Annotated in this window: 13 protein-coding genes and 1 riboswitch; of the genes, 3 read left to right on the top strand and 10 right to left on the bottom strand. The window is 34.6% G+C overall.

What is annotated here, in order from left to right:
• Nucleotides 1-35: 35 nt before the first annotated feature.
• Both DW196_RS07725 and DW196_RS07720 read left to right on the top strand, forming a co-directional pair.
• A complete protein-coding gene (locus tag DW196_RS07725) occupies nt 36-1,745 on the top strand; it encodes an ABC transporter ATP-binding protein (RefSeq protein WP_233541938.1) in 1,710 nt (569 codons plus the stop codon).
• Entirely contained in the window at nt 1,746-3,479 is a 1,734-nt protein-coding gene (locus DW196_RS07720) for an ABC transporter ATP-binding protein (RefSeq protein WP_118250854.1), read from the top strand. It begins immediately after the preceding gene.
• Between the two features lie 57 nt (nt 3,480-3,536).
• Here the strand turns inward: DW196_RS07720 and DW196_RS07715 are convergent, their stop codons facing one another.
• The 4 genes from DW196_RS07715 to mgsA form a co-directional block, all read right to left on the bottom strand.
• The gene (locus DW196_RS07715) at nt 3,537-4,028 is read right to left on the bottom strand and encodes a hypothetical protein (protein WP_071456134.1); all 492 of its coding nucleotides are present in this window, start codon (nt 4,026-4,028) and stop codon (nt 3,537-3,539) included.
• Between the two features lie 72 nt (nt 4,029-4,100).
• Nucleotides 4,101-4,781, bottom strand: a complete 681-nt coding sequence (locus tag DW196_RS07710) for a YjjG family noncanonical pyrimidine nucleotidase (protein WP_071456133.1) — start codon at nt 4,779-4,781, stop codon at nt 4,101-4,103.
• Between the two features lie 88 nt (nt 4,782-4,869).
• Nucleotides 4,870-5,394, bottom strand: a complete 525-nt coding sequence (locus tag DW196_RS07705; protein WP_071456132.1) for a folate family ECF transporter S component — start codon at nt 5,392-5,394, stop codon at nt 4,870-4,872.
• A gap of 40 nt (nt 5,395-5,434) precedes the next feature.
• Nucleotides 5,435-5,539, bottom strand: a riboswitch (THF riboswitch).
• Between the two features lie 61 nt (nt 5,540-5,600).
• Complete coding sequence (mgsA, locus tag DW196_RS07700; protein ID WP_118250853.1) at nt 5,601-5,978, bottom strand: methylglyoxal synthase; 378 nt, start codon at nt 5,976-5,978, stop codon at nt 5,601-5,603.
• A 117-nt stretch (nt 5,979-6,095) separates the two neighbouring features.
• On the opposite strand from mgsA, the gene DW196_RS07695 reads away from it, so the two are divergent.
• Nucleotides 6,096-7,202, top strand: coding sequence for an ABC transporter ATP-binding protein (locus tag DW196_RS07695; protein WP_118250852.1), 1,107 nt, complete (start codon nt 6,096-6,098; stop codon nt 7,200-7,202).
• 49 nt (nt 7,203-7,251) lie between these two features.
• Here DW196_RS07695 and DW196_RS07690 read toward each other — a convergent pair whose 3' ends face one another.
• The 6 genes from DW196_RS07690 to DW196_RS07665 all read right to left on the bottom strand — a co-directional run bounded on the left by DW196_RS07690 (nt 7,252) and on the right by DW196_RS07665 (nt 12,955).
• A complete protein-coding gene (locus DW196_RS07690; protein ID WP_118250851.1) occupies nt 7,252-7,818 on the bottom strand; it encodes a hypothetical protein in 567 nt (188 codons plus the stop codon).
• Between the two features lie 83 nt (nt 7,819-7,901).
• On the bottom strand, nt 7,902-8,786 hold the full coding sequence (gene rsmA, locus DW196_RS07685) for a 16S rRNA (adenine(1518)-N(6)/adenine(1519)-N(6))-dimethyltransferase RsmA (RefSeq protein ID WP_118250850.1): 885 nt from the start codon (nt 8,784-8,786) through the stop codon (nt 7,902-7,904).
• On the bottom strand, nt 8,779-9,354 hold the full coding sequence (gene rnmV / locus DW196_RS07680; protein WP_118250849.1) for a ribonuclease M5: 576 nt from the start codon (nt 9,352-9,354) through the stop codon (nt 8,779-8,781). Before rnmV ends, rsmA begins: the two co-directional genes overlap by 8 nt.
• A complete protein-coding gene (locus tag DW196_RS07675) occupies nt 9,347-10,123 on the bottom strand; it encodes a TatD family hydrolase (protein WP_118250848.1) in 777 nt (258 codons plus the stop codon). The genes rnmV and DW196_RS07675 overlap by 8 nt, the downstream gene beginning before the upstream one ends.
• 78 nt (nt 10,124-10,201) lie before the next feature.
• The gene (gene metG / locus DW196_RS07670) at nt 10,202-12,208 is read right to left on the bottom strand and encodes a methionine--tRNA ligase (protein ID WP_118250847.1); all 2,007 of its coding nucleotides are present in this window, start codon (nt 12,206-12,208) and stop codon (nt 10,202-10,204) included.
• A gap of 126 nt (nt 12,209-12,334) precedes the next feature.
• On the bottom strand, nt 12,335-12,955 hold the full coding sequence (locus DW196_RS07665) for a DUF1054 family protein (protein WP_338115229.1): 621 nt from the start codon (nt 12,953-12,955) through the stop codon (nt 12,335-12,337).
• Nucleotides 12,956-13,226: the final 271 nt, after the last annotated feature.

The raw sequence follows: 13,226 nt of genomic DNA, 5'->3' as shown, positions 1-13,226 counted from the left end.
CATGTTAACCTAATTAAAGAAAGGAAGTGCTTAACTTGTCTGTATTTTCTTATGCTAAAAAATATAAAAAACAATTAATACTTGGTCCTGCTTTTAAATTAATGGAAGCAATCTTCGAATTAACACTCCCACTATTTATGGCTTATTTAATTGATTCAGGGATTCGAGAAAAAAATATATCAGTGGTCTACGCTGCTACTTTATACATGTTAGGTTTGTCTATACTTGGGCTTTTATGCGTCCTAGTTTGCCAATATTATGCAGCTGTTGCGTCTCAAGGTTTTGGAACGGAACTACGTTTAGTTGTTGTAAAAAAAATCACGCAGTTTTCTCATACTGAAATTGATGAATTTGGATCTGACACGTTTTTAACTAGAACCATTAACGACGTCAATCAATTACAACTAGCGTTAGCCATGCTCATTCGTCTAGTTATTCGTGCACCATTTCTTAGTATCGGCTCTATCGTAATGGCCTTTACCATCAATATATCAATGGGGTTTATTTTTTTACTAACTGTTCCTATTTTTTCATTTATTCTATACATTTTAATGAGTAAAACAGTACCAAAATACCAACAAGTGTTATCATCCATCGATGAATTAAATACCATTACTAGTGAACAATTTACCGGCGTCAAAGTTATTCGTGCCTTTGCCAACGAAAAAAAAATGGAGGATAAGTCAGCTGAAGTCAGTGAAAAGTTAGCCAATCGCTACATTGATATGACAAAACTATCTGCTCTTATGTCTCCTCTAACCTTATTTATGACAAATATGATTATTGCTTTAATCTTATGGGTTGGTGATATTAATGTATCTGTCAGACAACTTCAAACAGGAGATATTGTAGCTTTAATCAATTATATGCTACAACTACTAGCTGCCTTAATTGTTGTAGCAAATTTAGTGACCATTTTCGTGCGAGCTTTTTCAGCTAAAAAACGGGTCGAAGAAATACTTAATACAACACCGAAAGTTCAAACACAACCTTTAGATAAAGTATTACCATTTGAATCAGAAAACACGTTATCTTTTCAAGATGTATCCTTTCATTACCCTAGTTCATCTCAAGATGTGTTAAAAAAGATTCAATTCGATTTAAAAAAAGGGACACAACTTGGGATCGTTGGTCCTACTGGAAGTGGTAAGACAGCGTTAATTGAATTAATTCAAAAATTTTATCTTCCAACTGATGGGACAATTTTCTTAGATAATATGAATCTACTTGATTTAACCACAGGAGAAGTCAGACATTCTATCAGTTATGTATCACAAAAAAGTGTCCTTTTTTCAGGAACGATTGAGAGTAACTTAAAAATGGGATTCCAAAATGCAACGGAAAAAGATTGTTGGAGAGCACTAGAGTGGGCTGACTGTTTAGAGTTCGTTGATGACTTAAGTATGTCAACTGCTGAAAACGGGACAAATTTTTCAGGAGGACAAAGACAACGTTTAGCAATTGCCAGAGCGTTGATTTCTCAACCGAGTATTCTGATTTTAGATGATGCTCTAAGTGCTTTAGATTATAAAACGGATTTAGCTATTCGACAAACGTTAGCAAGACTTGATTTTATAAAAAATAGCATTATCGTATCGCAACGCATCTCTTCTGTTAAAGAAGCAGACCATTTAATAGTCTTAAATCAAGGGGAAATTGTCGCTCAAGGAACGCATCAAAACCTGATGAAGCAATCAATATTTTACCAACAAATTGTGACATCTCAAGAAAAGGAGGATAACTAAATGTTTAAACAAACACTTTCAACTTTCTCTCCTTATCTAAAACCTTTCAAAAAAGCGATTATTTTAAATGCTTGTTTGAGTTTTCTATACGGCCTGAGTAGTGTGTTGGTCACCATGTATATTGGTAAAGCGATTGATAGCATGACGCTATCATCTAAGACGGGGTTAGTAACACAGATTTTTCTCATTATCGTTTTGACTTGTCTAGCGGCAAGTAGTTTTTATTTCTTACAGCGAATCAGCCAGCATATCGCCTATACTTCTATGAAGGAAGTAAGAAAAAAAGGATACCATAAGCTAAATAAATTACCGATAAATTATTTTGATACACATTCACATGGCGACACGATGAACCGATTTAGTACGGATTTAGATTATATTTCAGAAGCCCTACTAACTTTATTTAATCAACTATTTCCAAGCATAACGATTATCATCGTGGCACTAGGTATCATGCTATCTTTAAACGTTATATTAACTGGTGTGATCCTCTTGATAACAGCAGGTATGTTTTTAGTTAATGTGATGATAGCAAAAAAAGGACAGAGATATTTCAACGCACAACAACAATTACTAGGAAAAATGTCTGGCTATATCAATGAACAATTTAGCCATTTAAAAACGATTAAGTCATATGGATATGAGGAAACCGTTATTCAACAATTCCAAGACATGAATCTTGAATTGCAACAAACTGGGCAACAAGCACAATTCATTTCTTCTCTGACAAATCCTTTATCTCGTTTTATCGATCACATTGGCTATTTATTAATTGGGTTAGTGAGCGGACTACTTATTGTTAATTTTTCATTACCCTTATCATTAGGAATGTTATCTAGTTTTATTATTTATTCAGGACAGTTTTCAAAACCGTTAATTGAACTATCAAGTATCACAACGCAACTCCAAACAGCTTTTTCGAGTATTAAACGTATCAACGACTTACTAGATGAACCAGAAGAAGATGCATACGTCAAAAAACTAACCCAGCCTTTCATACCTATTGGAGATGTAGCCTTTTCGCATGTTTACTTCTCATATGATCCAGCGTCACCATTAATTGAAGATTTCAATTTAACCGTTAAACAAGGACAAACAGTGGCGATTGTAGGGAAAACAGGAGCAGGTAAATCTACCTTAGTTAATCTTTTAATGAATTTTTATCCGTTAGATAAAGGTGTTATTACGGTTGATTCCGTCCCAATCACTGATATACCAAAAGATGAATTACGACGCTCATTTGGAATGGTGTTACAAGAAACTTGGTTATTCCAAGGTACTATTTGGGACAATCTAACGTTTGGTAACACTCAAGCAACAAAACAAGATGTGATAAAAGCCTGTGAAGAAGCGAATATCTATCACTTTATTCAACAATTGCCTCATGGATTCGATACGATGATTGGGCAATCAGGTGTTTTATTATCTGAAGGACAAAAACAATTATTTACGATAGCAAGAACGATGATCAGTCAGCCTCCTATGCTTATACTAGATGAAGCAACAAGTTCTATTGATACGCTGACAGAACAACATATCCAAATAGCTTTTGATAACATGATGTCAGGAAAAACTAGTTTTATCATCGCTCATCGTCTATCAACAATTAAAAAAGCCGATATTATTCTTGTGATGGATAAAGGAAAAATCATCGAGACAGGAACTCACGACTCCTTATTAAAAAACAAAGATGGTGCTTATTCTAGTCTCTACCACTCACAATTTAGTCATTAAAAAAACTCACTCTAGCTAATTGCTTACTACTTAGCAATTAAACTAGAATGAGTTTTTTTATTTTAGTGTATTAACGTTAGCTTCTACTTTTTTGACTGAATCTAATGCCAGCATTAATCCGATTGTTTCAGCCTCGTTTGATTTTTCAAAAACTGTTACTTCATAAGCATCACCTAAAGCGGTCCATCTATTTCTCACTTTAGACACCTTACGATAACCTGACATCACATCAAAATCCATTGACCACCAATCATCATGTACTTCTAAATCATCACTAATTATTTGAAAAGACATTTTAGAAATTGACTCTGATTGTGCTACCGTAAATATAATACGTTCACCAACGACCACATCTAAGCAAGGTAATGTTGACCCAATGTGTCTTTCCACACGCGCAATTTCTTCTCGTCTATCATCATAAACATTATAACAAGTCAATCCATCGTCTTCAAAACACTCAATGGTATAAATTTTATCCCCGTTTCTAGTGATAATTTCTCTTTTGTTTTCATTAGTATAATCGTCTTTTAACATAAATAGTTGACGCATAAACGTGCACCTCTTTAATAGTTTATTATACCAATCAAACAACTTCCCCAAACACTGTTACTTTTCTTCCAACTACACGAGTGCCAATACATCTTTTAAAGAATCCACTTTATGCGTGTATTTTTTTTCTGATGTTTCTGCCCCATTACTAAACCATATTGAATCAATACCTACTCGACTTGCTCCCTCAATATCTGAGGATAAACTATCACCAATCATAACAACTTGAGATAAATCTTTTAGTTGGGCATCATTAAAAATATAATCAAAAAAACGAACATCTGGTTTTTCAAAGCCAACTTCCTCAGAAATGTATAAGTCATCAAATAAATCAGTCATCCCAGCACTAGCCAAACGTTTTCTTTGTGTTCGACCAACGCCATTGGTTCCTGCAAAAACTGTATATCCATCTGATTTTAGTTGTGTTAATAGATCAATGGCTCCACCCATTACATCATTTCTTTTTTCAAGAAAACCACGATATTGTTTATCAACCAATACGCCGTCAACAACAATGTTATTTGCTAAAAAGAATCGTTTAAAACGCTCCTTTAAAACAACATCCTTACTGATTTTACCATCTTCTAATTGGTCCCACAAGTCATGATTGATTTCTTTATATTGATTAAATGTTTTTTCATTAAAAACTACACCATAAGTAGCGAATACTTTTTGGAGTGCATAATATTCTGATCGACTAAAATCAAGTAATGTATTATCAATATCAAATATAATATACTGATATTTTTTCATGTATACCCTCCTTTTTTCTTACTATTATAATTTATAACATAAAAAAAAGCAGCGTGTCCATATACACTCTGCTTTTTGTATGATTTTTTTATGAAGCAAATTTAACTAATTGCTTTTGTATGACTTTTACATTTGCTAACCAATAAGTCCCTACAACATGAATCACTAATAAAATAAGTGAACTCACAATACGACTTGGAATATTGGCAACAATTCCTGGTCCATACATTAAGTATAACCAAAATGTGTTCATCCCCAAATTCACTACAATTGTCACAATCACATTGACTGTAATAATTCGTTTTAGTGTCATGTCTTTTTTATAATAGAATAACCCATATAAAAAGGCTGACAAAAAGGCTGACAACGTAAATCCTGGGAAAAATCCTGCTGTCACTGGAAATAACGTAATTCCAATAAAATCAGCTAAAGCATTTCCTATCCCTGCCACAAGTGGCGAGAACATCATACACATCAACACAACCGCTACAAACGTAAAACTAATACGAACAAACGGTGTTTGAATCGAAATAAATCGCGTCAATACGATTTGTAATCCCATTAATACCCCCATCAATGCGATCGACTTTGGTGTAAAATCATTTTTGCTCATTCTAGCATCTCCTTTTTCTTTAGAGTTGCTACATCCATTATGCAGCGAATGCAGAAATATGGCCGCAAGCACTCCACTTGTGCTTTTCGTCCACTAGGCAACATCCCATCCTAGTAGCACTTGACGCTATATTTCCTACTCTGTTAATTGTTTTACACATCGTACTATATCATAATGAAAAAAAATTACAATAAAGACTATCGTAGTCAAATTTCCGCCAAATTCTCTAATTCTTTAAAAAGTAACATCGCTGTGCTTTTATTTGTCGCTAGAGGGATTTCATAGACATCGCTTAGACGAATCAACGCAGTTACGTCTGGTTCGTGTGGTTGAGCAGTCAATGGATCACGTAAAAAGATAATCATATCCATCTCTCCTTCCGAAACACGTGCTCCTATTTGTTGGTCGCCTCCTAAAGGGCCTGATTTAAATCGATAAACAGATAAATCTGTTGCTTCTTGAATTCGAAGTCCTGTTGTTCCTGTTGCAAACAATTCGTGTTTACTCAACACCTTTTCAAATTTTTTGGTTAATGCTACCATTTCATCTTTCTTTTTATCGTGAGCTATCAGTGCAATTTTCATTTTTTTCTCTCCTTTTCGTCATATTGCCCAAAAAATCTAGGCAAATTTACATTGTAAGCGTATTACTGAATTCATTATACTGTATTTAATAAAACAAATGAAAGAAGGAAATACACTATGGTAGAAATTGCTTTAAAACACATTTATAAAAAATATGATGGCAACCCTAATTACTCAGTAACTGATTTTAATTTACATATTGAAGACCGTGAATTTATTGTATTTGTCGGACCTTCTGGTTGTGGTAAATCCACTACTTTGCGTATGGTAGCTGGTCTTGAAGATATTTCGGAGGGTGAACTTTGGATTGGTGACAAATTAGTCAATGACGTTGCACCAAAAGACCGTGATATCGCGATGGTTTTCCAAAACTATGCGTTATACCCTCATATGACTGTCTACGATAATATGGCATTTGGTTTAAAACTTCGTGAATATGACAAAGAAGAAATCAGAAAACGTGTAGAAAACGCTGGTGAAATTCTTGGTTTAACAGATTACTTACAACGAAAACCCGCTGCTTTATCAGGCGGACAACGGCAACGTGTGGCATTAGGTCGTGCGATTGTGCGTGATGCGAAAGTATTCTTGATGGATGAGCCATTATCAAACTTAGACGCAAAACTTCGTGTGGCAATGCGTGCAGAAATCGCGAAACTTCATCGTCGTTTGGAAACAACCACTATTTACGTTACCCATGACCAAACTGAAGCGATGACTATGGCTGATCGTATTGTTATTATGAAAGATGGTTTTATCCAACAAATTGGGACACCAAAAGAAGTATATGACACACCAAACAATGTATTTGTCGCTGGATTCATCGGCTCTCCTGCTATGAACATATTTAACGTTGAATTAACAGAAGATGGTCATATCACTGATGGTCATGATTTAAACGTTCAGTTGCCTGAAGGAAAATTCAAAATTTTACGTGAACAAGGATACGTTAACAAACCATTAATTTTTGGTATTCGCCCTGAAGATATCCATGGTGAAATTCTTGCAAAAGAAGCTTCTCCAAATAGTATTGTTAAATCTGAAGTAGTTGTATCAGAATTACTTGGAGCTGAAACAATGCTTTATACAAAAACGGGTGAAACAGAGTTCATATCAAAAGTCGATGCAAGATCGACTTATCGTCCAGGAGAAGTGATTGAATTAGCTTTCAACTTAAACAAGGCTCACTTCTTTGATCCTCAAACAGAACAAGTTATTAGATAAGAAATAACAAAGACCAAATTTTCATTTGATAGAAAATTTGGTCTTTTATTTATTTATTTTTTGCTGCTAAATAAACTGGAAATGAAAATCTTGTCCCTATTTTTTGAGCAATCATATACGCAATAGAAAAATCAATCAAACTATGGACAAAACCACCTACTCCAACCAACAAAATAACTGATTGAAAGAATCCCATTGTATAACTTGCTTCACCTAATCCATCTGTCATAAAGAAGGCTGTGACAATCAATGTTTCAAATAAAGCATGGATTAACCCTAAGACCACATTGAAGACAACCATTTTTTTAGGTGAGTAAATGATATTGGGTCTTTTTTGTAAATAAAGTGCACCGAAAAAGGCAAAAATCACATGCGATAATGCCCTCATCCCAATAATAAATGGCGTTGTCATAAAGAAACCAAAAGCGGTTCCTAACGCAACAAGCACTGCAACTAATGGTGAAACGAACATTGCTAACATAACTGGAACATGACTAGCTAATGTATACGATGCTGGACCAATCACAACTCTCACTGGCATAATCATTGGAATCATAATCCCTAAGGCAATCAAAAACGCTGCATACGTCATCATTTGTACCGAGTTCTTTTTCATTTTTTATTTTCTCTCCGTCTATCATTTATTTATATGATAAACAATGCACAAAGTTTTGTCAATGAACAATCACCACTGTAACTTTATTTTTTATTCGTGATTAATGAGTTTGATAGTTTACCAAATTCTTCGATACTTAGTGTTTCCCCACGACGTTTTGGATCAATCCCACATTCCTCAAGTGATGTTTGCAACCAATGTTTTGTTTCCTCATCTTTTCCAAAACGGCTTGTTAAATTATTCCATAGTGTTTTACGTCGTTGCATAAATGACGCACGTGTTAATTCAAAAAAGAATGTTTCATCTATGACATCAACAATTGGTTTATCTCTTTTTTCTAACTTAATAATCGCTGAATCCACATTTGGCTGTGGCACAAAAGCTGTTTTAGGCACGATAAATGCAAGTTTTGCTTCCATATAAAATTGCACTGCGATTGATAGCGAGCCGTACGCTTTTGTTGACGGTTTTGCTGTCATGCGATCCGCCACCTCTTTTTGCATCATAACAACCATTGTCGTGATATCTAGTGGTGACATCAATAAATGCATCATGATGGGTGTCGTAATATAATAAGGCAAATTGGCAACGACTTTGATTGGTTGCTCTTCATCAAATACTTTTTTTGCTTCGGCCACGACATCAGCTTTTAAAATATCTTCATTAACGACTGTAATATTATCATAAGGTGACAATGTATCTTCTAATACCGGAATTAAACGTTGATCTATTTCAAATGCTAATACTTTTCCAGCATGTCGTGCTAAATGTTCCGTTAAAGCACCAATACCTGGACCGATTTCAATCACACCATCTTCTTTTGATAAATATCCTGCTTCTGCAATTTTTCTTAAAATATTTGGTTCAGTTAAAAAGTTTTGTCCTAAACTCTTTTTAAACGAAAAGCCATGTTTTTTAAGTATTTCTTTCGTTCGACTAGGTGTTGCTATATCCCTATATTCATTCATTCGTTTCACCTTCTATTATCTCTTTCATTGCCACTAAGAATGTTTCTTTGGATATTTGAAACATGCTCAATCGTTTCTTTAGTTGCTTGCCATTTGTATAGCCAATATTCAATTTTTCGCCAAGTTTCTCACGCCTTACTCTTGATCCGTTTCCAGCTATCAGACCAAATTGTATCAAATCTTCTATCGCTATCTCTGATTCAAATGATTCAGTCGTAGGCGTGGACACGTCTTTTAGCGCTTGTATGATGGCTTCATTACTGGCATGTTCCACGCCCAAACTACCATGTTTCTTTTTTGGTGCTCCTTTTTCTCTAGATATAAAAGCATGTTTAGCATCAGGGACGACAACCATAATCTGCTTACGGATTTTTTCACCAGGAAAATCTGGATCAGTAAACACAATCACACCACGCACACGTTGAGCGTGTTTAATTTTATCCAACGTTTCGTTATTTAACGCCGAACCATTCGTTTCTATCGTGTCAACGTCTAACACTTGCTGCAATCGTTTTGTATCGTCTTTTCCTTCTACAACCACTATTTCTGATATTTTTTCTTTAGTCATTTTCTTCTAACCTAAACAATCTATGTGCATTTTTTGTTGTTTCTTTTGCCACTGTTTGATAAGGTAAATTTCTTAATTCGGAAATTTTATCAACGACATAATGTGTATACCCAGGTTCATTACGTTTTCCACGATATGGCACAGGTGCTAAATACGGTGCATCAGTTTCCACTAATAATTTATCCATTGGGACAATTTTTGCTGCTTCTTGAACTTCTAATGTTTTCTTAAATGTGACAACACCACTAAACGAAATATGCATCCCTAAATCTAAAAAACGTTTCGCCCACTCGCTATCGCCACCAAAACTATGCATAATGCCTCCAATATCTTGAATGCCTTCTGATTTTAAAATCTTATAAGTATCTTCCATCGCATCTCTTGTATGGATGCTAATTGGTAGATCCATCTCTTTAGCAATCGCAATTTGGCGACGAAAGACTTTTTCTTGTACATCAGGTTCGTCATTCATCCAATAATAATCCAACCCAATTTCTCCCAACGTCACAACATGTGGATTCGTTAATTTTTCTTGTAAATCTTTTTCAATCTCTTTTGTGTACCTTCCTGTTTCAGTCGGATGCCACCCAATAATACTATGAATAAAAGGGTATAGTTCACTTAACTCTAACGAGCGTTCAATCGTTGGTGTATCAAATCCTACTACTGCCATTTCAGTTACGCCAAGCTGTTTTGCTCGCTCAATGACTTCTTTATAATCGTCATTAAATTGTTCTGCATTTAAATGTGTGTGTGTATCAAAAATCATAGTTTTCACTCCTATCACGATGATTTTAACATAAAAAGAGATTGAAAAAGACCACTTTTCCAATCTCTTTAACATTTTCTATCCAACGATACTACCGTTTTCTGCTCCTTTTGGTGCTTCAACAACGTATAATTTGCCATCTGAATTTTCAGCTGATAAAATCATTCCTTGACTGATATGTCCACGGATTTTTCTTGGTTTCAAGTTAGCGACAATCACTACTTTTTTACCAATTAAATCCATTGGTTCAGGATAAAATTCTGCAATTCCTGATAAAATTTGGCGATTTCCTTTGTCACCAGCATCTAATCTAAATTGCAATAATTTATCTGCCCCTTTAACTTTTTGACAGTCTAAAATTTCAGCAACTTTTAACTCAACTTCATCAAACGTTTCAAATTTTACTTCTTTATCTTTAACAGAAACAAGCTCCACATCTTCTGGTTTCCATTCTTCTTCTGTCTGTTGATTCATACTTTGAGCCATCTGTTCTTTAATATAAGCTACTTCTTCTTCAACATCTAGACGTGGGAAAATAGGCGTTCCTTTGCTGACAACTCTGGTACCAGAAGGGAACTCTCCAAAACGAATATCAATCATAGAGACTGTTTCATCATCCAATCCTAATTGGCTAAAGATTTCTTTTGGTGCTTGCGTCATAATTGGTTGTAGTAAAATAGCAGAAATGCGTAAACTTTCGGCTAAATGAACCATGACACTATTTAATTCTGTTTGTTTTTCTTCATCTTTCGCTAAGTTCCATGGCTCAGTCTCATCAATGTATTTATTCGCACGAGAAATGAGACGCCATACTTCACTTAACGCAATGTTAAACTCTAATTTTTCCATTGCTTTATTATATTTACCAATCACATCTGCAGCAGTTGTTGATAATTCACTATCAAAATCTGTTACCTGAGAGGCGTAGTTTGGTACGACACCATCACAATATTTATTAATCATCGCAATCGTACGATTTAATAAATTACCTAAGTCATTGGCTAAGTCATAATTCACACGAGAAACAAAATCTTCTGGTGTAAACACACCATCTGAACCAAACGGAATTGCACGCATTAAATAGTAACGTAGTGCATCTAATCCGTAACGTCGTACTAACATCTCAGGGTAAACCACATTCCCTTTTGATTTAGACATTTTGCCATCTTGCATCACTAACCAACCATGAGCAAAAATTTGTTTTGGTAATGGCAAATCAAGTGCCATTAACATAATTGGCCAATAAATGGTATGGAAACGGACGATTTCTTTACCAACCATATGAACATCAGCTGGCCAGTATTTTTGGAAGTTGCTGTCGTCGTCTGTACCATAACCTAAGGCTGTAATATAGTTTGATAACGCATCTATCCATACATAGACCACATGTTTTGGATCACTTTCAACAGGAATTCCCCATTTGAAAGATGTACGACTAACAGCTAAGTCTTCTAAACCTGGTTTAATAAAGTTATTAATCATTTCATTTTTACGAGAAACTGGTTCGATAAAATCTGGGTGTTCTTCGTAATATTCTAATAAACGGTCTGCATACTTACTCATTTTAAAGAAGTAGCTTTGTTCTTTAACAAGTTCTACTTCATGGCCACTCGGAGCTAATCCACCAATAACTTTTCCATCTTCATTTCTAAAGACTTCAGCTAATTGATTTTCAGTGAAATATTCTTCATCTGATACTGAGTACCAACCTTCATATTCGCCTAAATAAATATCTCCTTGGTCTAATAAACGCTGGAAAATCTGTTGAACAGATTGTTTATGATCTAAATCTGTTGTACGGATAAATTTGGTATAATCTATATCCAATAATTTCCACAACTTTTTAACGTCCATTGCCATGTCATCCACATATTCTTGTGGTTTTACACCTAATTCTTCGGCCTTTTGTTCAATTTTTTGACCATGTTCATCTAAACCAGTCAAATAAAAGACATCAAACCCTTTCATTCGTTTATAACGAGCCATTGCATCACAGGCTATTGTAGTGTATGAGCTTCCTATATGTAATTTTCCACTTGGGTAATAAATCGGAGTGGTGATATAAAAAGTTTTCTTATCTTCCACTGTTCATCCTCCTTTAAGTCACTTAGAGCAAATCTCTGCGACACATAATCACCGTTCATTATAGCATAATTCACAAAAAAAAATTAGTATTAGTGGAAATTTCAATCTGTCTAGTTTGCTTATTTCCTATTCATTCGTTAGTTTACAACAATCTTGATAAATTGGTATAAGTGACACATAGGTTTCTAATATGTAAGCAAATAATTCTTCTGTCGTTTTAGTGTCAAACGTTTCTTTATGAATTACACGCCCAATTTGAAATTCACCTTTTTTAACTTCTTTCCAACGTGTTAAATCTTTTACTAATTGTTCTGATTCTAAAGCATGATAATTATTTTTCGTGTGATCAGTATTCACCACAAAACCTTTTGGAAGTTGCTCAAACCACTGTATATTATCTAAACACTCTTGAGCCATAAGTGCTTCATTTTGTGGGTTATCAATAAAGGACAACCAAATCACCGCATATTCTGGCGTAATCCCTAATTGAAAATGCGGGTATTTTTTATAGCCACGATTATCTCCACCCATTGCACTCCACGTAAAATCTGGTGCATTTGTTGTACGTCGTCTATGTTGGGCTATATGGATAGGCAATTTTTCACCCAGCAAAGGCTCTAACTCAACAACAACTTTCTCATCAATTGATTGAAAAACAGGTTGAATTTTTTCACGAACACCAATCATTCGACTGTCTAACCCTTCTATATTAAACACATCAAAACATGATTCATCAAACATTAACATATGCTTACTCCTAACAATTATTCTCCACTTAAAAAGTGGTCTTAATAGATTACTTTAAATCTATCAGACCACTTTTGTTCTGTCTATTTATTTGTTGTTGGATATTTAATTTTAGTTAAAATATCAAATAAGTCTTTTGTCGAACTGTTTTCAATATCTTTTGCGACTTCTTTTAATTTTTCAGCCAATATTGGATCAATATATCCTTTTGTTAAACGATCAAATTTATCGACTGAGTCTTTCCAAGTGAATGGTCGACAAGGCTGCTTAC

The sequence above is a fragment of the Vagococcus sp. AM17-17 genome (assembly GCF_003471765.1).
Classification (GTDB): Bacteria; Bacillota; Bacilli; order Lactobacillales; family Vagococcaceae; genus Vagococcus; species Vagococcus teuberi.
This window is presented reverse-complemented; position numbering and strand designations above follow the sequence as displayed.

Bases quoted from the DNA above. Each gene is read 5' to 3' on its own strand.
- DW196_RS07720 (WP_118250854.1), top strand. From the start codon at position 1,746: ATGTTTAAACAAACACTTTCAACTTTCTCTCCTTATCTAAAACCTTTC.
- DW196_RS07695 (WP_118250852.1), top strand. From the start codon at position 6,096: ATGGTAGAAATTGCTTTAAAACACATTTATAAAAAATATGATGGCAAC.
- DW196_RS07665 (WP_338115229.1), bottom strand. From the start codon at position 12,955: ATGTTAATGTTTGATGAATCATGTTTTGATGTGTTTAATATAGAAGGG.
- DW196_RS07715 (WP_071456134.1), bottom strand. From the start codon at position 4,028: ATGCGTCAACTATTTATGTTAAAAGACGATTATACTAATGAAAACAAA.
- rnmV (WP_118250849.1), bottom strand. From the start codon at position 9,354: ATGACTAAAGAAAAAATATCAGAAATAGTGGTTGTAGAAGGAAAAGAC.
- mgsA (WP_118250853.1), bottom strand. From the start codon at position 5,978: ATGAAAATTGCACTGATAGCTCACGATAAAAAGAAAGATGAAATGGTA.
- DW196_RS07705 (WP_071456132.1), bottom strand. From the start codon at position 5,394: ATGAGCAAAAATGATTTTACACCAAAGTCGATCGCATTGATGGGGGTA.
- DW196_RS07675 (WP_118250848.1), bottom strand. From the start codon at position 10,123: ATGATTTTTGATACACACACACATTTAAATGCAGAACAATTTAATGAC.
- DW196_RS07690 (WP_118250851.1), bottom strand. From the start codon at position 7,818: ATGAAAAAGAACTCGGTACAAATGATGACGTATGCAGCGTTTTTGATT.
- DW196_RS07710 (WP_071456133.1), bottom strand. From the start codon at position 4,781: ATGAAAAAATATCAGTATATTATATTTGATATTGATAATACATTACTT.
- rsmA (WP_118250850.1), bottom strand. From the start codon at position 8,786: ATGAATGAATATAGGGATATAGCAACACCTAGTCGAACGAAAGAAATA.